The organism is Streptomyces sp. NPDC093065 (assembly GCF_044754585.1).
Taxonomy (GTDB): Bacteria; Actinomycetota; Actinomycetes; order Streptomycetales; family Streptomycetaceae; genus Streptomyces.
The window spans coordinates 38,896-65,633 of sequence record NZ_JBIVPJ010000029.1 but is presented as its reverse complement, the minus strand read 5'-3'; the positions used below and the strand labels follow the sequence as shown (position 1 = coordinate 65,633).

22 protein-coding genes and 1 pseudogene are annotated in these 26,738 nt (G+C 71.7%); 15 read left to right on the top strand and 8 right to left on the bottom strand.

The window, feature by feature from the left end:
* Window positions 1–91: 91 nt before the first annotated feature.
* The 5 genes from ACIQFU_RS34560 to cseC all read left to right on the top strand — a co-directional run bounded on the left by ACIQFU_RS34560 (window position 92) and on the right by cseC (window position 4,913).
* Window positions 92–1,018: an A/G-specific adenine glycosylase gene (locus ACIQFU_RS34560; RefSeq protein ID WP_402556956.1), complete on the top strand. Its 927-nt coding sequence runs from the start codon at window positions 92–94 to the stop codon at window positions 1,016–1,018.
* Window positions 1,019–1,321: 303 nt separating this feature from the next.
* The gene (locus tag ACIQFU_RS34555; RefSeq protein ID WP_003975479.1) at window positions 1,322–1,855 is read left to right on the top strand and encodes a SigE family RNA polymerase sigma factor; all 534 of its coding nucleotides are present in this window, start codon (window positions 1,322–1,324) and stop codon (window positions 1,853–1,855) included.
* Window positions 1,843–2,520, top strand: coding sequence for a hypothetical protein (locus tag ACIQFU_RS34550; protein ID WP_402556954.1), 678 nt, complete (start codon window positions 1,843–1,845; stop codon window positions 2,518–2,520). The genes ACIQFU_RS34555 and ACIQFU_RS34550 overlap by 13 nt, the downstream gene beginning before the upstream one ends.
* A 127-nt stretch (window positions 2,521–2,647) precedes the next feature.
* Complete coding sequence (cseB, locus tag ACIQFU_RS34545; protein WP_402556952.1) at window positions 2,648–3,352, top strand: two-component system response regulator CseB; 705 nt, start codon at window positions 2,648–2,650, stop codon at window positions 3,350–3,352.
* A 16-nt stretch (window positions 3,353–3,368) separates the two neighbouring features.
* The gene (cseC, locus tag ACIQFU_RS34540; protein WP_402556951.1) at window positions 3,369–4,913 is read left to right on the top strand and encodes a two-component system sensor histidine kinase CseC; all 1,545 of its coding nucleotides are present in this window, start codon (window positions 3,369–3,371) and stop codon (window positions 4,911–4,913) included.
* Between the two features lie 33 nt (window positions 4,914–4,946).
* Here cseC and ACIQFU_RS34535 read toward each other — a convergent pair whose 3' ends face one another.
* On the bottom strand, window positions 4,947–5,780 hold the full coding sequence (locus tag ACIQFU_RS34535) for a phosphotransferase family protein (protein WP_402556949.1): 834 nt from the start codon (window positions 5,778–5,780) through the stop codon (window positions 4,947–4,949).
* Window positions 5,781–5,871: 91 nt separating this feature from the next.
* A complete protein-coding gene (locus tag ACIQFU_RS34530; protein WP_398328361.1) occupies window positions 5,872–6,324 on the bottom strand; it encodes an Lrp/AsnC family transcriptional regulator in 453 nt (150 codons plus the stop codon).
* Between the two features lie 117 nt (window positions 6,325–6,441).
* On the opposite strand from ACIQFU_RS34530, the gene ACIQFU_RS34525 reads away from it, so the two are divergent.
* Together ACIQFU_RS34525 and ACIQFU_RS34520 are read left to right on the top strand one after the other, a co-directional pair.
* Window positions 6,442–7,059, top strand: a complete 618-nt coding sequence (locus ACIQFU_RS34525; RefSeq protein WP_402556995.1) for a LysE family translocator — start codon at window positions 6,442–6,444, stop codon at window positions 7,057–7,059.
* Between the two features lie 33 nt (window positions 7,060–7,092).
* A complete protein-coding gene (locus ACIQFU_RS34520) occupies window positions 7,093–7,545 on the top strand; it encodes a hypothetical protein (RefSeq protein ID WP_402556947.1) in 453 nt (150 codons plus the stop codon).
* 11 nt (window positions 7,546–7,556) lie between these two features.
* On the opposite strand, the gene ACIQFU_RS34515 is transcribed toward ACIQFU_RS34520, so the two are convergent.
* Complete coding sequence (locus ACIQFU_RS34515) at window positions 7,557–7,691, bottom strand: DUF397 domain-containing protein (RefSeq protein WP_402556946.1); 135 nt, start codon at window positions 7,689–7,691, stop codon at window positions 7,557–7,559.
* A 167-nt stretch (window positions 7,692–7,858) separates the two neighbouring features.
* Here ACIQFU_RS34515 and ACIQFU_RS34510 point away from each other — a divergent pair, with 167 nt between their 5' ends.
* Window positions 7,859–8,275: an ATP-binding protein gene (locus ACIQFU_RS34510; RefSeq protein WP_402556944.1), complete on the top strand. Its 417-nt coding sequence runs from the start codon at window positions 7,859–7,861 to the stop codon at window positions 8,273–8,275.
* Between the two features lie 10 nt (window positions 8,276–8,285).
* Here ACIQFU_RS34510 and ACIQFU_RS34505 read toward each other — a convergent pair whose 3' ends face one another.
* On the bottom strand, window positions 8,286–8,804 hold the full coding sequence (locus tag ACIQFU_RS34505; RefSeq protein WP_402556942.1) for a hypothetical protein: 519 nt from the start codon (window positions 8,802–8,804) through the stop codon (window positions 8,286–8,288).
* 151 nt (window positions 8,805–8,955) lie between these two features.
* Window positions 8,956–10,551 carry an MDR family MFS transporter gene (locus tag ACIQFU_RS34500; RefSeq protein WP_402556941.1) on the bottom strand — a complete coding sequence of 532 codons (1,596 nt, stop codon included), beginning with the start codon at window positions 10,549–10,551 and terminating at the stop codon, window positions 8,956–8,958.
* Window positions 10,552–10,709: 158 nt separating this feature from the next.
* On the opposite strand from ACIQFU_RS34500, the gene ACIQFU_RS34495 reads away from it, so the two are divergent.
* Window positions 10,710–11,297 (top strand): TetR/AcrR family transcriptional regulator, encoded by a 588-nt coding sequence (locus tag ACIQFU_RS34495; RefSeq protein ID WP_402556939.1) that lies wholly within the window; start codon window positions 10,710–10,712, stop codon window positions 11,295–11,297.
* Window positions 11,298–11,306: 9 nt separating this feature from the next.
* Here the strand turns inward: ACIQFU_RS34495 and ACIQFU_RS34490 are convergent, their stop codons facing one another.
* The gene (locus ACIQFU_RS34490; RefSeq protein ID WP_402556937.1) at window positions 11,307–11,975 is read right to left on the bottom strand and encodes a M23 family metallopeptidase; all 669 of its coding nucleotides are present in this window, start codon (window positions 11,973–11,975) and stop codon (window positions 11,307–11,309) included.
* Window positions 11,976–12,591: 616 nt separating this feature from the next.
* Between ACIQFU_RS34490 and ACIQFU_RS34485 the strand changes: the two are divergent.
* The 5 genes and pseudogenes from ACIQFU_RS34485 to ACIQFU_RS34465 form a co-directional block, all read left to right on the top strand.
* Window positions 12,592–13,455, top strand: a pseudogene (locus ACIQFU_RS34485) (RNA-guided endonuclease InsQ/TnpB family protein); the annotation flags it as partial.
* A gap of 53 nt (window positions 13,456–13,508) precedes the next feature.
* Window positions 13,509–16,082 (top strand): NACHT domain-containing protein, encoded by a 2,574-nt coding sequence (locus tag ACIQFU_RS34480; protein WP_402556936.1) that lies wholly within the window; start codon window positions 13,509–13,511, stop codon window positions 16,080–16,082.
* Between the two features lie 9 nt (window positions 16,083–16,091).
* The gene (locus ACIQFU_RS34475) at window positions 16,092–18,677 is read left to right on the top strand and encodes an NACHT domain-containing protein (protein ID WP_402556935.1); all 2,586 of its coding nucleotides are present in this window, start codon (window positions 16,092–16,094) and stop codon (window positions 18,675–18,677) included.
* Between the two features lie 154 nt (window positions 18,678–18,831).
* Window positions 18,832–19,503 (top strand): HAD family acid phosphatase, encoded by a 672-nt coding sequence (locus ACIQFU_RS34470; RefSeq protein WP_402556933.1) that lies wholly within the window; start codon window positions 18,832–18,834, stop codon window positions 19,501–19,503.
* Between the two features lie 71 nt (window positions 19,504–19,574).
* Window positions 19,575–22,637: an NACHT domain-containing protein gene (locus ACIQFU_RS34465; RefSeq protein ID WP_402556932.1), complete on the top strand. Its 3,063-nt coding sequence runs from the start codon at window positions 19,575–19,577 to the stop codon at window positions 22,635–22,637.
* A gap of 68 nt (window positions 22,638–22,705) precedes the next feature.
* On the opposite strand, the gene ACIQFU_RS34460 is transcribed toward ACIQFU_RS34465, so the two are convergent.
* Window positions 22,706–25,234, bottom strand: coding sequence for an ATP-dependent Clp protease ATP-binding subunit (locus ACIQFU_RS34460; RefSeq protein WP_402556930.1), 2,529 nt, complete (start codon window positions 25,232–25,234; stop codon window positions 22,706–22,708).
* 440 nt (window positions 25,235–25,674) lie between these two features.
* Here ACIQFU_RS34460 and ACIQFU_RS34455 point away from each other — a divergent pair, with 440 nt between their 5' ends.
* Window positions 25,675–26,400 (top strand): SCO3374 family protein, encoded by a 726-nt coding sequence (locus ACIQFU_RS34455; protein ID WP_402556929.1) that lies wholly within the window; start codon window positions 25,675–25,677, stop codon window positions 26,398–26,400.
* Here the strand turns inward: ACIQFU_RS34455 and ACIQFU_RS34450 are convergent, their stop codons facing one another.
* Window positions 26,401–26,736: an Lsr2 family protein gene (locus ACIQFU_RS34450; protein WP_003975458.1), complete on the bottom strand. Its 336-nt coding sequence runs from the start codon at window positions 26,734–26,736 to the stop codon at window positions 26,401–26,403.
* Window positions 26,737–26,738: the final 2 nt, after the last annotated feature.

The window sequence follows — 26,738 nt, the reverse complement described above, 5'->3', positions numbered from 1 at the left end:
GGATCATCATTCCGGCAGACCGGCTCCCCCGCCCGCCACCGGGTGGCGGTGTTCCCGTGCGGAGGTCCTCCCGTGGCAGGATCGGAGGGTCATGACTGCGCCCACGAAGCCCTCGCCAGGCGGACCCTCCGACCCCGCCGCGTCCGGTGTGCCGCTGCACGCCCCCGTCATCGACTGGTTCGACGAGCACGCCCGAGATCTGCCCTGGCGGCGCCCGGAGGCCGGTGCCTGGGGCGTGATGGTCAGCGAGTTCATGCTCCAGCAGACCCCGGTCAGCCGCGTCCAGCCCGTGTACGAGCAGTGGCTGGCCCGCTGGCCGCGCCCCGCCGACCTCGCCGCCGAGGCACCCGGTGAGGCCGTGCGGGCCTGGGGCCGGCTCGGTTACCCGCGCCGCGCCCTGCGCCTGCACGGCGCCGCCGTGGCCATAACGGAACGGCACGGGGGCGACGTACCCGCCGACCACGCCCAGCTGCTGGCGCTGCCCGGCATCGGCGAGTACACGGCCGCCGCGGTCGCCTCCTTCGCCTACGGCCAGCGGCACGCCGTACTGGACACCAACGTGCGCCGGGTCTTCGCCCGCGCGGTCACCGGTGTGCAGTACCCGCCGAACGCCACCACCGCCGCCGAGCGGAAGCTGGCCCGGGCGCTGCTGCCCGACCGGGAGGCGAGCGCCGCGCGGTGGGCCGCCGCGTCGATGGAGCTGGGCGCCCTGGTCTGCACGGCGAAGAACGAGTCGTGCCACCGCTGCCCGATCGCGGCCCAGTGCGCCTGGCGGCTGGCCGGCAAGCCCGCGCACGACGGTCCGCCGCGGCGCGGCCAGACGTACGCGGGCACCGACCGGCAGGTGCGCGGGCGGCTGCTCGCGGTGCTGCGGGAGGCGACCGGGCCGGTGCCGCAGGCGGCCCTGGACCAGGTGTGGCAGGAGCCGGTCCAGCGCGCCCGCGCCCTGGACGGCCTGGTGGCGGACGGCCTGGTGGAGCCGCTGGCGGACGGGCTGTACCGGCTGCCGCTGAGCTGACCCACAGCCGGACACAAGGATCCGGGCACCTCTGTGACAGTCGCCAGGGTGTCCCTGTGACAGCTCCCCGTCGGGCATATCACCCCATGTCGTCATCAAGTGGGCTGCCGTTTTACCCGGTTCCTACTTCCGTTACACAACCGACGGACAGCCGAGGGTTCGCCGAAGGCTGCATCGCACAGCGTCGTGACAACGCTTCCCTACCTTCGTTTGCGTGCCCAGGGGGCACGGCAGGACTACGGACCACAGGCAGTGGGCCGGCGGTGACCACCGCCGGATTACGGGGATCGGAAGGCGGTTGACATGGGCGAGGTGCTCGAGTTCGAGGAGTACGTCCGCACCCGGCAGGACGCGCTGCTGCGCAGCGCCCGGCGCCTGGTCCCCGACCCCGTCGACGCCCAGGACCTGCTGCAGACCGCGCTGGCGCGGACGTACGGGCGCTGGGAGACCATCGAGGACAAGCGGCTCGCGGACGCCTACCTGCGCCGGGTCATGATCAACACGCGGACCGAGTGGTGGCGGGCGCGCAAGCTGGAGGAGGTGCCGACCGAGCAGCTCCCCGAGTCGCCCATGGACGACGCCACCGAGCAGCACGCGGACCGCGCCCTGCTGATGGACGTCCTGAAGGTGCTCGCCCCGAAGCAGCGCAGCGTCGTGGTGCTGCGACACTGGGAGCAGATGTCGACGGAGGAGACCGCCGCCGCCCTCGGCATGTCGGCGGGAACGGTCAAGAGCACGCTGCACAGGGCGCTCGCCCGGCTCCGCGAGGAGCTGGTCGCCCGCGATCTGGACGCACGGGCGCTGGAGCGTGAGGAGCGGGAGCGTTGCGCGGCCTGACCGACGGTCGGACACCCGGGGAGACCCGGAGAACCACGCAGGCGGCGAGTACGGCGGTGGCCGTGTTCGTCGCCCTCGGCGTGTCCCTGACCGGCTGCGGGACCGGCGGCACCGGCGCCCGCGACGAGGGCCCGGCCCGCGCGGACGCGGTGGGCGGCGCCGCCTCCTCGTCCCCCGCGCCCGCGGCGAAGGCGTCGCCCTCCACGGTCCCCGACCGCGTGGACGCGGTGCGGCTCGTCAAGGCCGATCCCAAGGTCTCCGCGGAGGTCAAGCGGGAGCTGAAGCCGTGCGTCGCCGACGAGTACCCGATCGACGTGTCGTACGGCAGGCTGACGGGCGGCTCGGTCGACGACGTCGTCGTCAACGTGCTGACGTGCGGCGACACGGTGGGTGTGGGCAGTTACGTGTACCGCGAGGAGGACGGCGGATACCAGAATGTGTTCCAGGCCGAGGCGCCGCCGGTCTACGCGGAGATCGACCGCGGCGACCTGGTGGTGACCAAGCAGGTGTACGACAAGGAGGACCCGGTGTCGAGTCCGTCCAGCGACTACGTGATCACGTACCGCTGGGCGTCTGGCCGGTTCACCGAGGAGTACCGCACCCACAACGACTACAGCAAGGCGGCGGGGAACGCGCCCACCCCGGCCCCCGAGCCGGACGGCTGACCCGCCCGCCGCGCCGGCCGGCGTGAACCGGTCGGGCCGCTCACACCGATGACCGGGTGAACGCGGTGCGCGGCCGGTCCGGCACCCCGTCCGACCCGACCACACCATGAGGACTGAGAGCACCGGGATGGCAGACCAGACCCACGTCCTGTTCGTCGAGGACGACGACGTCATCCGTGAGGCCACCCAACTCGCCCTGGAGCGGGACGGCTTCGCGGTCACCGCGATGCCCGACGGGCTCTCGGGCCTGGAGTCCTTCCGGGCCGACCGTCCCGACATCGCCCTCCTCGACGTCATGCTCCCCGGCCTCGACGGCGTCAGCCTGTGCCGCCGCATCCGGGACGAGTCCACGGTGCCGGTGATCATGCTGTCGGCGCGGGCGGACTCCATCGACGTGGTGCTCGGCCTGGAGGCCGGCGCCGACGACTACGTGACCAAGCCGTTCGACGGGGCCGTGCTGGTCGCCCGGATCCGGGCGGTGCTGCGCCGCTTCGGGCACGCGGGGGGCGACGGCCGGGCGGAGGCGACCGGCGCCGCGGACGCCGGGGGCGTGCTCGCCTTCGGGGACCTGGAGGTGGACACCGACGGCATGGAGGTGCGCCGGGCCGGACGGCCGGTGGGGCTCACCCCGACCGAGATGCGGCTGCTGCTGGAGTTCTCCTCCGCGCCCGGCACCGTGCTCTCGCGCGACAAGCTGCTGGAACGCGTGTGGGACTACGGCTGGGGCGGGGACACGCGGGTCGTCGACGTCCATGTGCAGCGGCTGCGCACCAAGATCGGCCAGGACCGGATCGAGACGGTCCGCGGCTTCGGCTACAAGTTGAAGGCCTGAGCGGGGATACAGGGATATGCGGGGGTTCTTCCGACGCCGGACCGCCTCACCTCCGGGGCATCCGTACGACAGCACGGGGCCGGACGGGCACGCGGGGCCGGACGAGCTGACGGCTCCGGGCGGGCACGCCGGCCCGGGTGAGCACATGGGACCGGCCGCCCGTGCGCGTGGTCTCGTCGCCCGCGGTCTCGCCGCCCGCGGGGTCCGCACCGGGCTGCGCTGGAAGCTGAGCGCGGCCATCGCGCTGGTCGGCGCGCTGGTGGCGGTCGCGCTGAGCCTGGTCGTCCACAACGCCGCCCGGGTGTCGATGCTCGACAACGCCCGCGACCTCGCCGACGACCGGGTCCTGATCGCCCAGCGCAACTACGAGCTGTCCGGGCGGCAGAACTTCCCCAACGCCCAGATCGACGACCCCGCCCTGCCGCCGGAGCTGCGCCGCAAGGTCGAGGCGGGGCGGCGGGCCACGTACGTCTCCGAGCGGGCGAACGGTGTGACGGACATCTGGGCGGCCGTGCCGCTCAAGGACGGGCACGTGATGTCGCTGCACTCCGGCTTCACCGACCGCAGCGCGGACATCCTCAGCGACCTGGACCAGGCCCTGGTGATCGGCTCGATCGCGGTCGTTCTCGGGGGCAGCGCGCTCGGTGTGCTCATCGGCGGTCAGCTCTCGCGCCGGCTGCGCAAGGCCGCCGCCGCCGCGAACCGGGTGGCGGGCGGCGAGGCGGACGTCCGGGTGCGGGACGCCATCGGGGGCGTCGTCCGGGACGAGACGGACGACGTCGCGCGGGCCGTGGACGCCATGGCGGACGCGTTGCAGCAGCGGATCGAGGCCGAGCGGCGGGTCACCGCGGACATCGCGCACGAGCTGCGCACCCCGGTGACCGGCCTGCTCACGGCCGCCGAACTGCTCCCGCCGGGCCGGCCGACCGAGCTGGTCCTCGACCGGGCGAAGGCGATGCGCACGCTCGTCGAGGACGTCCTGGAGGTGGCCCGCCTGGACGGTGCCTCGGAGCGGGCCGAGCTGCAGGACATCATGCTCGGCCACTTCGTGTCCCGGCGCGTCGCCGCCAAGGACCCGGCCGTCGAGGTGCGGGTGATCCACGAGTCGGAGGTCACCACCGATCCGCGGCGCCTGGAGCGGGTGCTGTTCAACCTGCTGGCCAACGCCGCCCGGCACGGCCGCGCACCGGTCGAGGTGAGCGTCGAGGGCCGGGTGATCCGGGTCCGCGACCACGGGCCGGGCTTCCCTGAGGACCTGCTGGCCGAGGGACCGAGCCGGTTCCGCACCGGCAGCACGGACCGGGCGGGCCGAGGTCACGGCCTCGGGCTGACCATCGCGGCCGGTCAGGCCCGGGTCCTGGGCGCCCGCCTCACCTTCCGCAACGTACGCCCGGCCGGTGCCCCCGCCCACGTACCGGCCGAGGGCGCGGTCGCCGTCCTGTGGCTCCCGGAACACGCACCGACCAACACGGGGAGCTACCCGATGCTGCCGGACCGGACGGGCGGCGGCACCTCGTCGCCGTCCCGCGAGGTGCCGCAGGAGACATCCAGGAAACGGTGACACCCGGCTCGGCGGTGACGCCGGGCTCGGCGGTCACATCCGGTCGAGTGCGGCGCGGACCCGGTCGAGTCCCTCCGCCCTCCAGTGGTCCCGGTCGGGCATCTGGTCGTCCCGACGCCAGCGCCAGGCGGAGAACAGCGCCCAGTTCAGCGCGCGGCACCGGTGGAGCAGTGCGGGGTCGGCACCCGTGTAGTGCCGCGCCACTTCTTCGGGCCCATGGGCGAGGTCGAACTCGACCGGCCCACGGCAGCAGGTGGCGAGGTCCACGAAGAGCGGGCCGTGGCGCGTGTTCAGGAGGTTGCCCGGGTGCGGTTCGCCGTGCAGCAGCTGGTCGCGTGTTCTGTCGGCGCCGATCCCGGCACTCAGGTCACTGAGTGTGTCGTGGAGGAGTCCCCGGTCGGAGTCGGACAGCTCGGGTGACCGCTCCCGGTCGTCCACGCCTCCCAGCGCCACGGCCACTCGGTCGCTGAAGTGCGGTGCGTCCACGTCGATCCGGCGCAGGGCGGCGTGGTACCGCATGAGCGCGTCCGCGTATTCGGCCGGCGTGATCTCCGGTCCCACCGGCGGGTAGTAGGTCCAGAGCGAGACGGCGAAGGTGTCGCGCACCTGGACCCGGGGCTCGGTCCGGGGGTCGAGCGCGCCCACCGGAGCACCGGTGTCGGTGAGCCGGTGAGCGACCTCCACTTCGAAGGCGGAGTCGGACAGATGCCCCGAGGGCGCGACCCGGGCCAGAACGTCACAGGGAAGCAGGCGCAGTACGACCCGGTCCGAGTTGTGGACGACGACCACCTCGTCGGCCCGGAGGCCCTGCTCCGAAGCGGCCGTCCGTCCGGCCTCGACTGCGCGGCTGAGTTCCGCCGGCTGCACACCGTCCTCCTTCGTGGGATCGGTGCTCCATGATTCCGGCGCGGGTGGTCCCGGTCCAGAGGTTTTCTCTCCCAGCGGCCGAACGCGGAGGTCACAGTGGCAGGGGCCGGGCCTCGACCAGGTTGGCCATGACGAGGGTGGAGCTGAGGCGCTGGACGCCGGGCAGGGAGGCGAGGCGCTCGTCGTAGAGCCGCCGGTACGCCTCCAGGTCGCGGGTGACGACGCGCAGCAGGTAGTCGGGGTCGCCGAACAGCCGCTGGGCCTGGAGGACGTGCGGGATCTCGGCCACGGCCGCTTCGAAGGCGGCCACGGTCTGGCGGTCCTCGTACCGCATGGTGACGAAGACCAGCGCCTCGAAGCCCAGGCCGAGCGCGGGGGCGTTCAGTGCGGCGTGGTAACCGGTGATCGCCCCGGAGCGCTCCAGCGCGCGCAGGCGCCGGTGGCAGGGAGAGACGCTGAGACGGACCCGCTCGGCGAGTTCGGTCAGGGTCTGCCGACCGTCCCGCTGAAGCTCGGCAAGGATTTTGCGGTCCACGTCATCCATGGGGGGGAATCTTTCCACGCACGGCAGCACACCGGAGAAAACTTGCAAGCACCTTTCGGGCGATCTTTCCTAATCTGCCCAGGAGAGCCGGAAGAGTGTGAGGTGGAGACGGTGGAGATGGCCGGCATCGGGGCGTTCTGGTCGGTGTCCTTCCTGCTGGTGCTGGTCCCGGGGGCGGACTGGGCCTACGCGATCACGGCGGGACTGCGGCACCGGTCGGTGCTGCCCGCCGTCGGCGGCATGCTGAGCGGATACGTCCTGCTGACCGCGGTCGTCGCCGCGGGACTGGCGACCGCGGTCGCCGGTTCACCGGCGGTGCTGACCGTGCTGACCGGCGCCAGGGCGGCGTATCTGATCTGGCTCGGCGCCACGACCCTGGTCCGTCCCGCGGCGCCGCGGGCGGAGGAGGGCCGCGAGGGGGACGGCTCCGGCTCGTGGGTGGGGCGTGCGGTCCGTGGGCTGGGCATCAGCGGCCTCAACCCCAAGGCGCTGCTGCTGTTCCTCGCACTCCTGCCGCAGTTCGCGGCCCGTGACTCCGACTGGCCCTTCGCCGCGCAGATCGTCGCGCTGGGCCTGGTGCACACGGCCAACTGCGCCGTGGTCTACGCGGGGGTCGGCACCACCGCGCGCCGAATCCTGGGCGCCCGCCCGGCCGTCGCCACTGCGGTGTCCCGCCTCTCGGGCGCGGCGATGATCCTCGTCGGTGCTCTGCTGCTGGTGGAACGGCTGGTCTAGCCCGCCGGGGGCGTGCCTCTAGCCTGTGGCGCCATGGGCATACGCATCGAGGCAGAGGTCGGTTACCCCGTCAACGACGAGGTGGAGCGGGTACTGGGGTTGGCCGAGGCGGTCGGCGAGCCGGTCACGGTCACGTTCGTGTGGGAAGGGGGTCGGCCCCTGCTGCACGGGGTGCTGGTGCCCGCGGCGACGCTGGCGCTCTGGGAGCACTGGGCACCCACCGCCTACCCGGCGGGCGACCGGGCGGAGGGGCCCGAGCTGGCGCACCCCGAGGAGTTCGGCCCCTTCACGCTCTTCCGCCGTCGCGTCGGCGGACGTACGGCGGTGGCCCGCGACGGCGCGGTGGTGGCGGAGCTGCTCGATCCCGCGGAGGCGCACTGGCTGGAGGAGCAGGCCCGCGATGTCCGCCAGGGCTTCATGGACCCCAAGCAGAAGGCGGCGTTCGAGGACTTCCTCGCCCGGCAGGCGGCGAGGGGTGAGCAGTAGCGGTCGGCCGGTTACCGCAGACCGTCGACGAACGCCTGCCAGCCACCGGCCCCGACGGTGACGACCGGCCCGGACGGGTCCTTGCTGTCCCGGACGGGGACGGCGCCGGTGGCGCTGTTGTCGGCGACTTCGACGTGGCGGCGCACTCCACGCATTCCCCCCAGTGCTTCCGCTGTAACTGGACTTACGCCACTGGCTGTTCAGCCGGCTGGGAGCCGTGTCCATAGCGTTCCTCCATCACCCGGATGATCAGTTCCGCCGAATCCTCCACGGAGAGGGCGGCTTCCATGATGGTCTCGGAGTCGGCCGTCATATGGCCGGAGATGAGAGCCAGTACCACGCCGAGCTCGCCATGGGCGCGCACTCGGCCCGCCATCTGCGCCGCGTGCTGCGGCTGTACCTCGTCCGCTCGGGCCTGTCGGACGAGGCCGACGCCGCCGAGCCGGCGCTCACGGAGCTGGTCGCCAACGTCGTACGGCACGCGCCGGGACGGCGGGGCCGCGTGTGCTTCCTGCTGCGGCCGGGCGGGGTGCGGGTGGAGGCCGCCGACGGGTGCCCGGATCTGCCGGTCCCGGCCGCCGGAGACGCGCTGGGAGGGGGCGGGCGGGGGCTCGTGATCGTCGCGGCGGTGACCGACCGGTGGGGCGTCACGCCGTACGCGGACGGGCGGGGCAAGACGGTGTGGTTCGAGTGCGTCGGCAAGGCGAATCCGTCGTCGCCTCGTCCGTGACCGGCGCCTCTCAGCCGGCCGCGTGCCGTGTGGCGACGAGGCGTACCTCCTGGGCGGCGCCCGGCGGTTCCAGGAGCATGTGACCGGCCTCGTGCCCTTCGTGGTGGACGCGCAGGCGCGGGCCGTCGACGAGGACGCGCAACTCCGGCCACGGGTGGCGCCACAGCAACGCGGACCGCTCCCACAGTTGCAGGCCGCGGCTGGTCACCACCAACTGGTACTGCGGGCCTTCGTGTGCCGCGGGCGGCGTGTGCTCGCGGTACGGGGGCCGGACGGTGTAGGTGCCGAGAACCTTCTCCCCCGGCTCCAGAGCCTCACGGCGTACGGCTCTGCGTCGGCCGATCCGTATTCCGGCCCAGCCGGCGAGCCCTGCGGTCAGCACGGCCGGTCCGGTCACCGCCCACCACGGCAACGCGGCCTCCACGCCCGCCAGGACGACCGCGGCGACCGGTAGGAAGGCCGTTCCGGCCGCGGCGGCCCACTCCGAGCGCCGACGGGGTCCCGTCCTGCCGTTCTCGTCCGTGTTCATGCCCCTGCCCCGTCCCTGTGTCGGCCTCGGCCTCGGCCTGGTGATCGCCCCCGGACTTCTGCGGCTCAGCCTATGCGGCGCACGACGAAGCCCCCGGGTGAACGATCCACCCGGGGGCCTGTCGAGAGGCAGGCGACAGCTCGCCGTGCTGTCAGACCGCCTCGGTCACCGGCGCCTTCGCGGCGACGGTGTCGTCGCCGTCGGCCGGGGCGTCGGCCGGCTTCGGGCCCGCGCCCTTCAGCGGGACCTCCTTCACGAACACCGCCGCGACCAGTGCGAGGACCGCCACCGCGGAGCCCAGCAGGAACGCGCCGTGGGTGCCGGAGGACACCGCGTGCTGGTAGGCGTCGCGGATCGCCGCCGGCAGGGCGTTCAGCGCGTCCGCGGTCAGCGTCGCCGACTGCTCCGTCGCCTTGGCGCCCTCCGGAGCACGCTCGGCCATGGCGTCCTGGACGCGGTTGTTGAACAGCGCGCCCATGATCGCGACGCCGAAGGAGGAGCCGAGGGTACGGAAGAGGGTGGTGGAGGAGGACGCGACGCCCATGTCCTTCATCTCCACGCTGTTCTGCGCCACCAGCATCGTGATCTGCATCAGGCAGCCCATGCCGAGGCCGACGACGGCCATGTACAGGCCGGAGGTGAAGCGGGTGGTGTCGGTGTCCATGGTGGACAGGAGGAACAGGCCGACCGTCATCAGGGCGCCGCCCGCGAGGGGGAAGATCTTGTAGCGGCCGGTGTTGGTGGTGACCCGGCCCGCGACCATCGACGTGACGAGCATCGCGCCCAGCATGGGCAGGAGCAGCAGGCCCGAGTTGGTGGCGGACGCGCCCTGCACCGACTGCTGGTACAGCGGCAGGAAGAGGGTGGCGCCGAACATCACGAAGCCGACGATGAAGCCGATGATCGACATCAGCGTGAAGTTGCGGCTGCGGAAGATGTGCAGCGGCAGGATCGGCTCCGCGGCCCTGGTCTGCCAGAACACGAACCCGACCAGCGCGGCGACGCCGATGCCGATCAGCTCCATGATCCGCGCCGAGGTCCAGGCGTACTCGGTGCCGCCCCAGGTGGTGACGAGCACGATGGCGGTGATGCCGACGGTCAGCAGCACGGCGCCCGGATAGTCGATCCGCGCCTTGCTGCGCTTCTTCGGCAGGTGCAGTACGGCGCTGATGGCGATCAGCGCGATCACGCCGAGCGGGATGTTGATGTAGAAGGACCAGCGCCAGCCCCAGTTGTCGGTGATGGTGCCGCCGACCAGCGGTCCGCCGATCATCGAGAGCGCCATGACACCGGCGATCATGCCCTGGTACTTGCCGCGCTCCCGGGGCGGTATCAGGTCACCGATGATGGCCATGACGCCGACCATCAGACCACCGGCCCCCAGGCCCTGGATCGCGCGGAAGCCGATGAGCTGGCCCATGTCCTGGGCCATGCCGCTGAGCGCCGAGCCGGCCAGGAAGATCACGATCGACGTCATGAAGACGCCCTTGCGCCCGTACATGTCGCCGAGTTTGCCCCACAGCGGGGTGGAGGCCGCGGTGGCCAGGGTGTAGGCGGTGACGACCCAGGAGAGGTGCTCCAGGCCGCCCAGCTCGCCCACGATCGTCGGCATCGCGGTGCCGATGATCATGTTGTCGAGCATCGCGAGCATCATCGCGATCATGAGGGCGAGCAGGACGACCCGCACGCTCCTCGGCTGCTTGCCGGCGCCGGCTTCGCCGGTCGCCGCCTCCGTTTTCTCGGCCATCTCTCCTACTCCCCCAGCTGCCGCTGTGCCCTTGCCACTTACTTGCCGCCCGGCAAGTTGTCTACACTGGGGAAGGTAGACGCGTAACTAGCCGGGCGTCAAGTAAGTTTTTCGGAAAGTGCGCGGGGCAGGAGGTGCGTAGGAGGATGGGCGGCACAATGAACGGCACCAAGCAGCAGCGACGCCGCGGGGACACCCGCCAGCGCATCCAGGACGTGGCGCTCGAGCTCTTCGCGGAGCAGGGGTACGAGAAGACCTCCCTGCGCGAGATCGCCGAGCGCCTGGAGGTCACCAAGGCCGCGCTCTACTACCACTTCAAGACCAAGGAAGAGATCCTCGTCAGCATCTTCGAGGATCTCTCCCGGCCGCTGGAGGACCTGATCGCCTGGGGGCGGGAGCAGCCGCACACCCTGGAGACGAAGCAGGAGATCATCCGCCGCTACAGCGAGGCACTGTCCGGCGCGGCTCCGCTGTTCCGCTTCATGCAGGAGAACCAGGCCACGGTGCGCGACCTGCGCATCGGCGAGCTGTTCAAGCACCGGATGTTCGGCCTGCGGGACATCCTCATGGACCCCGAGGCGGACCTGGTCGACCAGGTCCGCTGCATCAGCGCGCTGTTCACCCTGCACGCCGGGATGTTCGTGCTCCGGGACCTCGAAGGCGACCCCGAGGAACAGCGTGCCGCTGTCCTCGAGGTCGCCACCGATCTGGTCACCCAGGCCCACCGTGGAGCCGCGGGAGCGTAGTCACGCTCGTCAGACGGTCACGCCCTTGGACTTCAGGAAGGTGACCGGGTCTATGGCCGAGCCGTAGTTCGGGGTCGTGCGGATCTCGAAGTGCAGGTGCGGACCGCTGGAGTTGCCGGTGTTGCCGGACTTGGCGATCGACTGGCCCGTCTTCACGACCTGGCCGATCTTCACGTTGATCTTGGACAGGTGCGCGTACTGGGAGTACGTGCCGTTGCCGTGCTTGACGACGATCGCGTTGCCGTAGGCGGGGCCGTCGCCGGCGCCGTTGCCGCCGGCCTTGACCACGGTGCCGCCGTGGGCGGCGACGACGTTGGTGCCGATCGGCACGGCGAAGTCCTGACCGCTGTGCTTGTGCGCCCACATGCCGCCGTTCTGGGCGAAGCTGGCGCTCAGCGTGTACTTCTTGACCGGGTCGACCCAGGAGACGGCCTTCTTCTTGGCGGCGGTCTTCTTCGCGCTCGCGGTGGCCTTCTCGGCCTTCGCCGCCTTGGCCTGCGCGGCGGCCTGGGCCTCAACGGCGCTCGCGGCGGAGGTGGTGCTGGAGGCCGCCGTGGTGCCGGTGGCGGCCGCGACCCCGGCTCCCAGTGCGACCGAGGCTCCGAGGCCTGCGGCCATCACCGCGGCGCGGGTGCGGATGGTCGTACGGGAAGAACGGGACGTGACACGCGGGAACATTCGAACCTCATGGGGACGGGTGCAGAGGGATGCCCACCGGCGGGACGCACAAGGCGCTCACCGGGCGGGCTCAACCTTGGTAACCCGGCGACCCCGAACCGCACAAAGGTGTGACCTACGACCCTATTTAGTACTTCGGAGTGAAACTTCACGACCCGTGCCAGAGCCGTCATTCTGGACAGAACCAGGTCAGAAACCCGGAAAGCACCCTCCACACTGCTCCGTTATGTCCGTTTTCGTAGTTCTTGCGGCTTCCACTATTCCCCGTAGTACAGGCCAATCCGCCTGTGCGGCACGTCACCGGCGGCCATGATCGAAGCGCCCCCGAATGTGACGGGGGCTACTCCCGTCCCCTCTCCCCCCGGCACAAGGGGGTCCACCTGATTCTTACGAGGAGGCTCCGGCGTTCACGCTGGGGAGGAATCGCATCCGAGTATGGCGACGCGGGGCGTCGCCGAAGTCCAGTCCCGGGCACGGAGCGCCCGTACGGCTACCAGCACGGCCAAGGCGAAGCGAACGCGTGTGCCTGTGATCGCTGGTTGGGGTGACGGTTGCGGGTGTCGTCAGCGGCTCGTGCCCTGCTGGCGGCGGAGTGGGACCGGTGCCGCTGGACAGGATGCCGACGTGGAAGACCCGGCGTGAGTCGTTGGCGGCCCTGAACCACACGCGGCGCGGGTTTCGGCTGAAGGACGGTCGGCTGCATCTGGCGGGAGGGTTCGTCCTGAACGTGGCGTGGTCTCGGGAGCTGCCCGACGAGCCGTCTTCGGTACGCGTGTATCAGGACGGTCTCGGGCACTGGTACTGCTCCTTCGTCGTCCCCGCCCAGGTCCAGCCCTTGCCGAAGACGGGCCGTGTCCTCGGTGTCGACTGGGGTGTGCGGGAGACGGCGACGACCACGTCCGACGCGCACGACCTGCCGCACCCCGCACACGGTGGGAAGGCGAAGGAGAAACTCACCCGGTACGACCGGATGATGGCCCGCCGCAGGCCGAAGAAGGGAACCCCCGCATCGAGGGGCTACCGGACGGCGAAGAGACTGCGGGCGAAAGCGCACAAGAAGGTCGCCCGGCAGCGTGCGGACACCGGCCGCAAGTGGGCCAAGAAGGTCGTCCGCGACCACGATGCCGTCGCGGTGGAGGACCCCCGGCCGAAGTTCCTGGCCAGGACAAACATGGCCCGCAAGGCCGCGGACGCCGCCATCGGCGCCACCAAGGCCGCCCTGATCGAGATGGGACGCAAACACGGGCGGGACATCCGCCTGGTCCACCCCGCGTACACCACGATGGACTGCGCGCAGTGCGGAGCGAGAGCCAAGCACGCACTGCCGCTGGATGAACGCACCCACACCTGCACCGCCTGCGGAACCACAGCCCCCAGGGACAAGAACTCCGCACGCGTCATGCTCGTCCGGGCTGGTCTCAACCCGGCTGGCGCCGACGGCACAAGACCTCCTGGAGCGCCGCTCCAGGAGGCAGCCTGAGCCAGGAATCCCCTTCCCCTTTAGGGAGGGGAGGATTCAACTAGGCTCGGAACATGGTCGACGTCACAGCACTCGGGGCCCGTGTCGCGTCCGGCGCGGTCACGCCGCTCGTCCGTCGGCTCTTCGTCCGGGACGGGCCGGGAGCGGGGCTGGTGGACCGGCCGGTGCGGATCTCGGCGCTGGTGTCCTTCCGGGGCGAGAAGCGGACCGTCACGCCCAAGGACGTCGAGAAGATCGCCGGCGAGCTGGTCCGCAGGGCGCTGACCACGGCAGGACCCGGCGAGGAGCCCGTCGACGCCGCCGAGGCCGCGGCCGTCAAGGACGCCCTGGCCCGCACGCTCGCCCGGCTCGGCGAGATCACCGTCGAGGACTACGAGGCCGTCGGGCTCGGCCCCGAGCGCTTCGCCCGCGAGCTGAGCGCCGGCGTACCGCTGGCCCCGTACGGGCTGGGCGAGGGCGGCACCCTGCTGTACGAGCGGCTGCTGCACACCGCCGCGCTGCACATCCTGAACTTCCTCACCCAGCGCTCCACCTACGTGGCCCGCCGGCAGACCGTCCAGACACAGCAGCTGGCCCGGCTGGTCCAGGCCGTCGACGTCCTGCTGGAACGGCTGCCGTCCCGGTCGGCCGAGGACGCCGGGTTCGAGGAGCGTTACGCGGACCACATCGCCGCCCGGTACGGGACGCTCACCATCTACGGGCTGGACGCCGGGACCCGGGAGTGGCCGCTGGACACGGCCTATCTGAGCCTGGAGGCGACCCGGCCCCGGGCCGGCCGGGACGCCGCGTCCCGGGCCGTCGCCGCCGAGCAGGTCCTCGCCGACCACGACCAGGTGTTCCTGCGCGGCGTCGCCGGGTCCGGCAAGACGACCCTCGTGCAGTGGCTCGCGGTCACGGCCGCGAGCCGCGTCTACGACCACGGGCTGACCCACCTCATCGGGCGGGTGCCGTTCGTGCTGCCAATGCGCCGCATCGTCCGGCCGGGCGCCGAGCTGCCCTTCCCCGGCGACTTCCTGCGCGCGGTCGGCTGCCCCGTCGCCGGGGAGCAGCCTCCGGGGTGGGTGGAGCGCGTGCTGCGGGCCCGGCGCGGGGTGCTGCTGGTCGACGGCATCGACGAGATCGCCCAGGACCGCCGTGCCGCCGCCCGGCGCTGGCTGCGCGAGCTGGTGCGGGCCTTCCCCGGGAACCTGTGGCTGGTCACCTCCCGCCCCTCGGCGGTGCCGGAGGAGTGGCTGGCCGCCGAGGGCTTCAGCGAACTCGTCCTCGCCCCGATGGGCCGCGAAGGCGTGGCCACCTTCGTACGGCGCTGGCACCGGGCGGCCGAGGTGGAGCAGTCCGTCGGCGAGTCCCTGCTGGCCTCCGTGCGCGGCACCCCGGAACTGACCGGACTGGCCACCAACCCGCTCATGTGCGGCATGCTGTGCGCCCTCCACCGCGACCGGCGCGGTTTCCTGCCGCAGGACCGCAAGTCGCTCTACGAGGCCGCCCTGACCATGCTCCTGGAGCGCCGGGACCGGGAACGGGAGCTGCACGGCCCCGACGGGCTGCGGCTGGCGTACGCCACGCAGGTGCAGCTGCTGCAGCGGCTGGCGTGGTGGCTGATCCGCAACAGCCGGGCGGAGATGGACCGGGACGAGGCGCTCGGCATCGTGGGCCGGACGCTGCCCGCGCTGAACCTGGACGGCGCCGGTGACGAGGAGGTCTACCGCGCGCTGCTGCTGCGCTCCGGTCTGCTGCGCGAGCCCGCCGAGGGCCGGGTGGACTTTCTGCACCGCACCTTCCAGGACTACCTGGGCGCCCGGCTGGCCGTGCAGGAGATGGACTTCGACCTGCTGGTCAACCACGCGGACACGGACCAGTGGGAGGACGTGATCCTGCTCGCCCTCGCCCACGCCCGCCCGAAGGAGGCGGAGCAGATGCTGCGCCGGCTCACGGAGCCGGGCACCGCGCGCGGGACGCTGCTGGCGGCGGCCGGGCTGCGGTACGCGGCGGAGGTGGCGCCCGAGGTCCGGGGACGGGTGGAGGAGGGACTGGCCGCCCAGGTGCCGCCGGCCACCTTCGAGGCGGCGCGGGAGGTGGCGCGGGCGGGCGGCGATCTCGTGCTGGGGCTGCTGCCGGGGCCGGAGGAAATCGACGACAGCACCGCGGCGCTGGTGGTGCAGACGGCAGTCGGCGTGGGCAGCGAGGCGGCGTTGCAGTTCCTGACCCGGTTCCGGGAACACCCTGGTGCCGACGTGCAGCTGTTCCTCGCGGCGTCCTGGAACCGGTTCGACCGGGATCAGTACGCGCGGGAAATCCTGGCGCACCTGCCCCGGCAGCGGACCGTGGACGTGTTCACCGTTGACGATCTCCGTGCGCTGCACGCGTTGGGCGGTTGGGAGGACATCCTGATCCATGGTGCTTACAGAGTGGAAGACCTCGTAGAACTGATAGTGCACGAGCGGCTCGTTCATCTCTTGCTGGAGGCTCCGCACCCGGTCGAGGGGCTGACCTGGTTGTCCGCCTTCCCCCGTCTCGAGGTCGTCTCCGTGTTCACGGAGCCGGACGAGGCATGGGCCCGGCAGGTACCACCCGGCGTGAGGCTCCAGTACCTGGCGCACTCCCCGTCCACCGACCACCAGGGGTAACCCACATCCATGGATGCCGTCGTCCGCACCCCCTCCCGTCTCGCCTCCCCCCTCGTCCACCGGCTGTTCCGCGACCCCGCCCGGCCACCCGTGTTCTCCGAGCCGGTCCCCGGCCTGGTCACCTGGCGCGGCGCCCGGGCCACGGCCACCCCGGACGACGTCCACCGCACCGCTGCCGACCTGGTGCACCTCGCCGCCGAGCGGCACACCGCGCCCACCGGCGAACTGGCCCCGGTCGTCGACGTCCTGGCCCGCACGCTGCTGGCCATCGCCGAGGTCGACGTCACCGACGCCGACGCCGTACGACTGGGGCCGCAGGACTACGCGCGGCGGCTGCGGGGCGCGGTGCAGGGCGCGGACCGGGAACTGTCGCCGGACGCGGCCTGGTTCCACGACGCGCTGCTGGTCTCGGTGTGCCTGCACGTCCTGCACCACCTGGTGCGGCGGTCCGCCTACCTCCAGCGGCAGCTGCCGGGACGGGCGAGCCGCATCGCCCAGCTGGTCGACCTGGGGGACGCCGAGGTGGCGGCCCGCCCGACCGAACGGCCGGAGGAAGATGTGACGTTCGAGGCCGAGTACGCCCAGTGGGTGGCCCGGCGGCACGGCTGGCTGACCATCGTCGGCGTGGACTTCCCCAACGCGCCCGACCGTTGGCCGCTGGAGGAGACCTATCTGAGCCTGGAGGCGGAGGAACGCAGCGGCGGCGTGGCCGGCGCCGAGGACGAGCAGCGCACCGTGCTGCTCGCGGACCGCGCCCTGGAGGACCACGACCGGGTGCTGCTGCGCGGCGGCGCCGGGTCGGGCAAGACGACCCTGGTGCAGTGGCTGGCCGTGGCCGCCGCCCGCGAGGGCTCCCGGGTCCCCTTCGTGCTGCCCGTGCGCCGCTTCGCCCGCGAGGGCTTCCCGGCCCCGGACGACTTCCTGCACGCGGTCCGGCACCCGCTCGCCGACCGCGCCCCGGAGGGCTGGGTGGTGCGCACCCTGCTCGCGGGCCGGGCCCTGCTGCTGGTCGACGGCATCGACGAGGCGCCGGAGAAGACCCGCGGCGAGCTGCGCGACCGGCTGCGCCGGCTGCTGCGCGTCTTCTCCGGCAACGGCTGCCTGGTCACCTCCCGGCCCTCCGCCGTCTCCGACGGCTGGCTGTCGGGGGGCGGCCTCGCCGAGGAGGACTTCGTCGAGCTGTCCCTGGCGCCCATGTCGCGGGACCAGGTGACGCGCTTCATCCGGGACTGGCACTCCGCGGCCCGCCTCGACGAACAGAGCCGCACCCCGGGGGCGCGCGAACGAGAGCGGGAGCGCAGCACGCTGGACGAGTACGAGCAGCGGCTGCTGCACTCCGTGCGGATCTACCGCGAGCTGCGCCAGCTCGCCACCAACCCCCTGATGTGCGGCCTGATATGCGCACTCAACCGCGACCGCGCGGGCTCCCTGCCCAGCGGCCGCAAGGAGCTGTACGACGCCGCCCTGGAGATGCTGCTCCAGCGCCGCGACCCCGAGCGGGACGTGCTGTACGCCGACGACGTGCAACTCCAGCAGAGCACCAGGGAACGGCTGTTGCAGAAGCTGGCCCACGCCATGCTGGAGGAGGACGCCTCCGAGCTGACCCGCGAACGCGCGGTCGCCATCCTGGAGGCCGCGCTGCCCGCGATGCCCGCCGCCCGCGCCCAGGGGGACGGCACGACGATCTTCCGGCATCTGCTGCACCGCACGGGTCTGCTGCGCGAACGGTCGGGCGAGTCGGTCGACTTCGTCCACCGCACCTTCCAGGACTACCTGGCCGCCAAGGAGATCGTGGCCCGCGGTCGGTTCCCCACCCTGGTCGACCACGCCCACCAGTCCGAGTGGGAGGAGGTCATCCGCATGGCCGCCGCCCACGCCCGCCCCGAGGAGTGCGCCCAGTTCCTGGAGCGGCTGCTGGCGCCCGCGCCCGGACTGCGCCGCCCGCAGATCAACCACCGCCGGCTCATGGCCGCGGCCTGCCTGGACCACGTCACCGAACTCGACCCGGCCGTGCAGCACCTCGTCCACGACCGCACGAAGAACCTGGTGCGCCCCACCACCGAGTTGGCCGCACGGGGCCTCGGCTGGGTCGGCCCCATCGTCCTGGAGCTGCTGCCCGACCCGGGTCAGGTGCCCGACGACCGGCAGGCCCTGCTGCTCGCCTGCACCGCGACCCGGGTCGCGGACGACGCGGCCATCGACTATCTGGTGCGGCTGCGCTCCCGCGCCGCCCTGCCGGTCCGCACCGAACTGGCACGGGGATGGCGTCACTTCGACACCGAGCGGTACGCCCAGGAGATCATCGCCCATCTCGACCCGGACGGCCTCTACTTCCCGGTCTCCGACACCGCCGAGCTGGCGGCGCTGCGCGACCTCGGCGGGCGGGCACGCATCCAGGTGGCCGGGGTGATGCGGGCCGAGGAACTGCTGGCGGGGCTGCTCCCCGGCCGGCTGACCCACCTGTGGCTCAACGCGGAGCTGCCCGACACGGACCTCTCGTGGCTGTCCGGCTTCCCCCGGCTGCGGGTGCTGCGGGTCAACCCCCGGCTGCCGCGGGTGCGGAACGTGCCGAACGGGGTGGAGATCACGGCGTAGGCACGGACATGGACACGTAGGCCGGACGGCCGACCACCGGCTGACTACTGCTCAGTAACCCAATCGTTGCCGTTCGGCCACTTGTTGGGGCAAGCATGCACGCGACAACTTTGCCGTCAGGCATCCGCGCAGGCATGAGAGGACCCCACCCCCCATGACCGACCAGACCGGACAGACCAGGCAGACCGGACGGATCCGTCGTACCCGGTGGCGTGCCGCGGGCACGGCCGCCGTCGTCGGGGCGGCGCTCACCGCGAGCGTCACGCCGTCCGTCGCCGCCCCCGCCGAGGCGCCCCGCACGAGCACGACGGTGACGGCCGCCGCCGCGGCCGGCGTCGACTACGACACCTGGCAGCGGGACTGCCGGGCCGTGATGGACGGGGCACTGCCGTACCTGAAGGAGCGGATCGACGGCTCCGCGCCCGGCGAGAAGCAGGCGATCGTCCTCGACATCGACAACACCTCCCTGGAGACCGACTTCGGCTTCAGCTACCCCCAGCCCGCCAACCGGCCGGTCCTGGAGGTCGCCGAGTACGCCCAGGAACACGGTGTCGCCCTGTTCTTCGTGACCGCCCGCCCCGGCATCGTCGAGGCGCCCACCGAGTGGAACCTCGCGCACGCCGGGTACGAGTCGTCGGGGCTGTACGTCCGCGGCTTCCTCGACCTGTTCAAGGACGTCGCCGTGTACAAGACCGAGCAGCGCGCCGGGATCGAGTCGAAGGGCTACACGATCATCGCGAACATCGGCAACAGCGCCACCGACCTGTCGGGCGGCCACGCCGAGCGGACCTTCAAGCTCCCCGACTACGATGGCCAGTTGTCCTGACGCCGTTGTCCTGACGCCGTTGTCCTGAGGCCCGTTAGGCTCCCCTCGTCGACCGACCACGGGGGTGGCGCATGGAACCGGCGGTACTCGGCGGGAAGTTGGCGTCCAGTCTGGTCGCCCCGCTGGTGAAGAAGCTCTTCGTGACGGGCGGCCCCGGCGCCGGACTGGTCGACCGGCCGGTCCGGCTGAGCCGCCTGGTGTCCTTCCGGGGCGAGCAGCGCACGCTGGGCGAGAGGGAGGTGCGGGGACTCGCCGGGAAGCTGGTGGCGGGCTCCCTGGACTCCCCCGGCGAGCCGCCCTTCCCGCGCGACGAGACCGAGGCCGTCACCGACGCCCTGGCGGCGCGCCTCCTCGCCCTCGGCGACCTGGACATGGACGACGTGCAGGCGGTGCGGCTGGGGCACCGGGAGCTGGCCAAGCGGCTCCGGTACGGGGCGCCCACGGCCACCGCGGGACTGTCCGCGGACGCCTGCCACTTCCTCGACTCGGCGACCGAGTGGGCCTGCCTGCACATCCTGGAGTTCTTCACCCGGCGCTCGACGTTCGTCGCGCGGACACTGGTCGAGCAGTCCCGCACGCAGGCGGACCTGATCGCGAGGGTCGACGAGCTGATCGCGCGCGTCCCGCGCCCGGACGCCCGGGACACGGCGTTCGAACGCCGCTACCTGCCGTACGTCGCCGAGCAGCACAACCGCATCACCATCTACGGCCTCGACCTCCGCGACTCCCCCGACCGGTGGCCGTTGGAGGTCGCGTATCTGAGCCTGGAGGCGACCCTCGACGGGGAGCCCGACCGGGACCCCGTGCCCGTTGAGGGTGCACCCGCCCGTACCGGCCGGACGCCCGCCGACGAGGTGCTGAAGAAGGAGCCCCGGGTGCTGCTGCGCGGTGAGGCCGGCTCGGGCAAGACGACCCTGGTGCAGTGGCTGGCGGTGACCGCGGCACGGGCGGGGACGCTCGTCCCGTACGTCCTTCCGTTGCGCACCCTGATCCGCACCGGCCCGCTGCCCAACCCGGCCGCCTTCCTGAGCGCGGTCGGCTGTCCGCTGTCACCGCCGGACGGCTGGACGGAGCGTGTCCTCACCGCGGGCCGCGCACTGGTCCTGGTCGACGGGCTGGACGAGGTTCCGGCAGCCGACCGCCACACCACCCGGGACTGGTTGCGCGGCCTGATCCACGCCTACCCCGGCAACCGCTGGCTGCTGACCACCCGTCCCACCGCCGTACGCGCCGACTGGCTGGCCCAGGAGAGGTTCAGGGAGCTCTCCCTGACACCGATGGGCCGGGCGGAGGTCGCCACCTTCGTCCATCGCTGGCACGAAGCCGCTCGTGCCCAGGAGTACGAACAGCGACTGCTCGACGCCCTGCGCACCAAGCGCGATCTGTCCCGGCTCGTCACCAACCCGCTGATGTGCGGACTGATCTGCGCCCTGCATCGTGAGCGTCGCGGCTATCTGCCCACCGGCCGCAAGGAGTTGTACGACGCCGCGCTCACCATGCTGCTCACCCGCCGCGACCGTGAACGCGGCATGGGGGCGGTCGAGGACCCGGAGCTGGGTGAGGAGGCCCAACTCGAGCTGCTGCAACGGATCGCCTACGCCCTGGTCCTGAGCGGCCGGAACGAGATGCCCCTGGAGACGGCCGAAGGCATGGTGGAACGAGCGCTGCCGACCCTGGCACCGGCATCCGGGCAGGAAGGTGCTTCCGCCGCGCTGCGGACCCTGCTGCTGCGCAGCGGCGTCGTGCGCCGCCCGGCCGAGGGAATCCTGGACTTCGTGCACCGCACCTTCCAGGACTACCTGGCGGCGCGGTACGCCGTGGAGGAAGGCCACCTCCCCGTCCTCACCAGCCGGGCGGGCGACAGCCAGTGGGAGGACGTCATCCGCATGGCGGTGGCCCACGCCCGGCCCCGCGAACGCGTCACCGTACTGCGGGAACTGCTGGCCCGGGACACTCCCCGGCTGACCCTGCTCGCCCTGGCCTGTCTGGAGCACGCGACGGCGCTGGACCCGATGGTGCGCGCGGAGGTGGAGGAGCGGGCCGCGGAGCTGATCCCACCGCGTACGGCCGAGGCCGCGCGGGATCTGGCAGCAGCAGGGCCCCTGGTGCTGGAGCTGCTGCCGGGGCCGGACGAACTGACGGAGACGGAGGCGCTGGGCGTCACCGTCGCCGCCTCGGTCCTGGGCGGAGAAGTACCTGATGGCGCACTGGCCGTGCTGCGCCGTTTCAGGGAGCACCCCGATCTCGACGTGCGTCGGCAACTCGTCGGCACCTGGCACCGTTTCGACGCGGACGACTACGCCGGCGAGGTGCTGGACCACCTCGACCGTACGGATCTCCTCCTCGACTGCACGTCTCCCGCTCAGCTCGGCACCCTCGCCGGGATGCGGCCCTGGCCCAGGTTCCGCGTCTCGGGGCCGCACCGGGCCGAGGAGATCGTGTCCGCCCTGCCGGAGCCCACGGCGGTGACCGAGCTGAACATCGGCGAGAACCCGCTGCTGAACGATCTGACCGCGCTTCGGGGTCTTCCCGCTCTGACGAGGCTGACGTTCCACGAGTGCCCGAACGCGCTCGGCCTGGACCGGCTGGCGGGCCTGTCCCTCGCCGAACTGGTCATCGCCTCCCATGCCGAGCTCTCGGGGCTGCGGGCGCTGACGTCACTGACTCTGCTCTCCCTCGTCCCGAAGCTGCCCGGCACCGCTCTCACCCACTCCCTGCCCCTCGAAGCACCCTTGGGGTTCCTCTATCTGGGCGACCAGTGCACCGAGTCCACCGGGCTGCGGGGACTCGCCCACTGGAAGACCCTGCACACGCTCAGTCTGGGGGCGCTGGCCACGGAGCCGACCGCGGAGGACTGGCGGGAGGTGGCCGCCCTGCCCGGCCTCACCCGCCTGTACCTGGACGCCGCGATCTTCCGGGACCTCCCGGCCTCGATCGGCCGCATGCCCGAGCTGCCCTCGGTCGAGGAACTGGTCATCTCCAGAATGGAGGGCTCCGAACACCTCGCGGCGCTCGCGCCCCGGCTTCCGGGCCTGGTGAGGGCGTCGTTCATGAAGCGTCGCGGCCACGACTTCGCCGTCGCCGAATTCGCCCCGCTCTTCCCGGGCGTCGAGCTGGTCGGCATCGACAGCTGACACGGCACACGAAAGGGGCTCCCGGGACCGAAGTCCCGGGAGCCCCTCACCAGGCTCACCCCGGAGGGCTACGCCTCCTTGCTCAGGTTCGGACCCGCGCCGCCCCCGGCCGCCTGCTCGATCGGCGGGACGTCGGGGAGGGCCGCCTTCTCCTCACCCCGGAAGGTGAAGGTCGCCGTGTCGCCCTCGCCCTCGGTGTCCACGACCACGATGTGACCGGGACGCAGCTCGCCGAAGAGGATCTTCTCCGACAGCGTGTCCTCGACCTCGCGCTGGATCGTGCGGCGCAGCGGACGCGCGCCCAGCACCGGGTCGTAACCCCGCTTGGACAGCAGCTCCTTGGCGGACTGGGAGAGCTCGATGCCCATGTCCCGGTCCTTGAGGCGCTCGTCCACCTTGTCGATCATCAGGTCGACGATCCGCAGGATGTCGTCCTGGCTGAGCTGCGGGAAGACGACCACGTCGTCGACACGGTTGAGGAACTCGGGCCGGAAGTGCTGCTTGAGCTCGTCCTGGACCTTGTTCTTCATGCGCTCGTAGTTGGACTTCGTGTCACCCGCGGCGGCGAAGCCGAGGTTGAAGCCCTTGGAGATGTCCCGGGTGCCGAGGTTGGTCGTCATGATGATGACCGTGTTCTTGAAGTCCACGACCCGGCCCTGGGAGTCGGTCAGACGACCGTCCTCCAGGATCTGCAGCAGCGAGTTGAAGATGTCCGGGTGGGCCTTCTCGACCTCGTCGAAGAGGACGACCGAGAACGGCTTGCGGCGGACCTTCTCGGTCAGCTGGCCGCCCTCCTCGTAGCCCACGTAGCCGGGGGGCGAACCGAAGAGGCGCGAGACCGTGTGCTTCTCGCTGAACTCCGACATGTCGAGGGAGATCAGCGCGTCCTCGTCGCCGAAGAGGAATTCCGCCAGCGCCTTGGACAGCTCGGTCTTACCGACACCGGACGGGCCGGCGAAGATGAACGAGCCACCGGGACGCTTCGGGTCCTTCAGGCCGGCACGGGTACGGCGGATCGCCTTGGACAGCGCCTTGACGGCGTCGACCTGGCCGATGACCCGCTTGTGGAGCTCGTCCTCCATGCGCAGCAGGCGCGAGGACTCCTCCTCCGTGAGCTTGAAGACCGGGATGCCCGTCGCCGTGGCGAGGACCTCGGCGATCAGCTCGCCGTCGACCTCGGCGACGACGTCCATGTCGCCGGCCTTCCACTCCTTCTCGCGCTTGGCCTTGGCGGCCAGGAGCTGCTTCTCCTTGTCACGCAGGGAGGCGGCCTTCTCGAAGTCCTGCGAGTCGATCGCGGACTCCTTGTCGCGGCGGACGCCGGCGATCTTCTCGTCGAACTCGCGCAGGTCCGGCGGCGCGGTCATCCGGCGGATGCGCATCCGGGAACCGGCCTCGTCGATCAGGTCGATCGCCTTGTCCGGCAGGAAGCGGTCCGAGATGTAGCGGTCGGCGAGCGTCGCCGCCTGGACGAGGGCCTCGTCCGTGATGGAGACGCGGTGGTGGGCCTCGTAGCGGTCGCGCAGACCCTTGAGGATCTCGATCGTGTGCGGCAGCGACGGCTCCGCGACCTGGATCGGCTGGAAGCGGCGCTCCAGGGCCGCGTCCTTCTCCAGGTGCTTGCGGTACTCGTCCAGCGTGGTCGCACCGATGGTCTGCAGCTCACCGCGGGCCAGCATCGGCTTGAGGATCGACGCGGCGTCGATGGCGCCCTCGGCGGCACCCGCACCGACCAGCGTGTGCAGCTCGTCGATGAACAGGATGATGTCGCCGCGGGTGCGGATCTCCTTGAGGACCTTCTTCAGGCGCTCCTCGAAGTCACCGCGGTAGCGGGAGCCTGCGACCAGGGCGCCGAGGTCCAGGGTGTAGAGGTGCTTGTCCTTGAGGGTCTCGGGCACCTCGCCCTTGACGATGGCCTGCGCGAGGCCCTCGACGACGGCGGTCTTGCCGACGCCGGGCTCACCGATGAGCACCGGGTTGTTCTTGGTACGGCGGGACAGCACCTGCATGACCCGCTCGATCTCCTTCTCGCGCCCGATGACCGGGTCGAGCTTGGACTCGCGAGCGGCCTGGGTGAGGTTCCGGCCGAACTGGTCGAGGACCAGGGACGTGGAGGGGGTGCCCTCCGCAGGACCGCCGGCGGTGGCGGTCTCCTTGCCCTGGTAGCCGGAGAGCAGCTGGATGACCTGCTGCCGCACCCGGTTCAGATCTGCGCCCAGCTTGACCAGGACCTGGGCGGCGACGCCCTCGCCCTCGCGGATCAGGCCGAGCAGGATGTGCTCCGTGCCGATGTAGTTGTGACCCAGCTGGAGGGCCTCGCGGAGCGACAGCTCCAGAACCTTCTTGGCACGGGGGGTGAAGGGGATGTGACCCGACGGGGCCTGCTGGCCCTGCCCGATGATCTCCTCCACCTGCTGGCGGACCGCCTCGAGCGAAATCCCGAGGCTCTCAAGGGCCTTGGCGGCGACACCCTCACCCTCGTGGATCAGGCCCAGGAGGATGTGCTCGGTGCCGATGTAGTTGTGGTTGAGCATCCGGGCTTCTTCCTGAGCCAGGACGACAACCCGCCGCGCGCGGTCGGTGAACCTCTCGAACATCGTTAATCGCTCCTCAGAGCGGTCAGGCAGTAAGGGGAACTTCCCCTCCCTGTCCTTCCGCAGCTTAGTCCCGCAAGCGGGGACCGCTCATTCCAACTGCCGACACCGTCGATGGCCTCCTGACCCCTGACGCCGACATCTGCCACAACCCGATGGTGCGAGACGATGTTCCCGCAGGCCAGGCACTTACCCCACTCGCCAGTACGCCGATGGCGAACGCGAGACGGCCCGATCTGCATGTCGCCCCCTCCCACTAGGGATGTCTTACCCGCGGGAAGTGACACTCCATGCCGCGCGCACCGGTTCCCTCCGCTACGGGCGAACAACCTTGCGCCTCCCCGCACCCCGCACGCCCCCTCTTGCCGCCCCGTTCCAGCACACTGCGCATTCATTGCACCACCCAGCGTAACCCGAGCGCTCTTTCGACTGTTGCACTTGGCATGGTCGGCGCCTCGCACTCGGTCCCCCTCACTCCCGTGTCCCCCGCGGCCCCCGTCTCCCTCGTCGTGCCGTCGCCGCGCCGGACCACCGAGGGCGGCGACCCTGCGCGGGAGCGGACGCGGCGGTGGTACGAGAGCACGCTCGGGTGGCCGACGGCGCCCGGGGAGCCGGTGCGGCTGCGCACGGGCGTCCGCTTCGACGTCCTCGACGTGCCGGCCGAGGCCGGGTACGCGACGCTGCGGCGTCTCGGGCGGGCCGGAGGTCTCGGTACGCGCTCGCCGGTGCCGGGGTTCCCGGTGGCCGTCCAGGACGAGCGGATGCTGCTGCTCGTGGCGGCGGGTGGCGCGGAGGAGCTGCCCGGTCTCCTGGAGTGGCTGGAGTGGGGCTCACTGGCGCTCGACCTGACGGCGGTCGGAGCGGGAGGTCTCGTGGCCGCACCTCTCGCACCCGGGCCCGGTCCCTGCGGCCCGGACGGCTGCGGCCCGAGCGGCCCGCCGCCGCGTCCCCCGGAGCGCGACGGCCTGCGGGGGGCCGCCGTCTGGCTGCGACCCCCGGAGCCGGGGTGCGAGGTCGAACCCTCGCTGCCGGCGCTGTCGGCCCTCGGCACCGCCGGGACCGCCCCCGATCTCGCCCGGCTGGTCCACACCCTGGCCACGCAGTGCCACCGGGTGCGGCTCACCGCGTGCGGCCCACCGCGGGCACGGCCCGTGGCGCGGGTCGGCTGATCAGCCGTTGGCCTGCTCGTACGCCTCGCGGACCTTCGCGGGGACACGACCGCGGTCGTTGACGTCCCAGCCGTTCTCCTTGGCCCAGGCGCGGATCGCCGCGGTGTCCTGACTGCCGCCGGAAGCGGCGCGCGCCTTGCCGCGACCGCCCGAGGCACGGCCACCGGTACGACGGCCACCCTTCAGATACGGGTCGAGAAGACCGCGGAGCTTGTCCGCGTTGGCGGTGGTGAGATCGATCTCGTAGGTCTTGCCGTCCAGTGCGAACGTCACGGTCTCGTCTGCCTCGCCGCCGTCGAGGTCGTCGACAAGAAGGACCTGAACCTTCTGTGCCACCG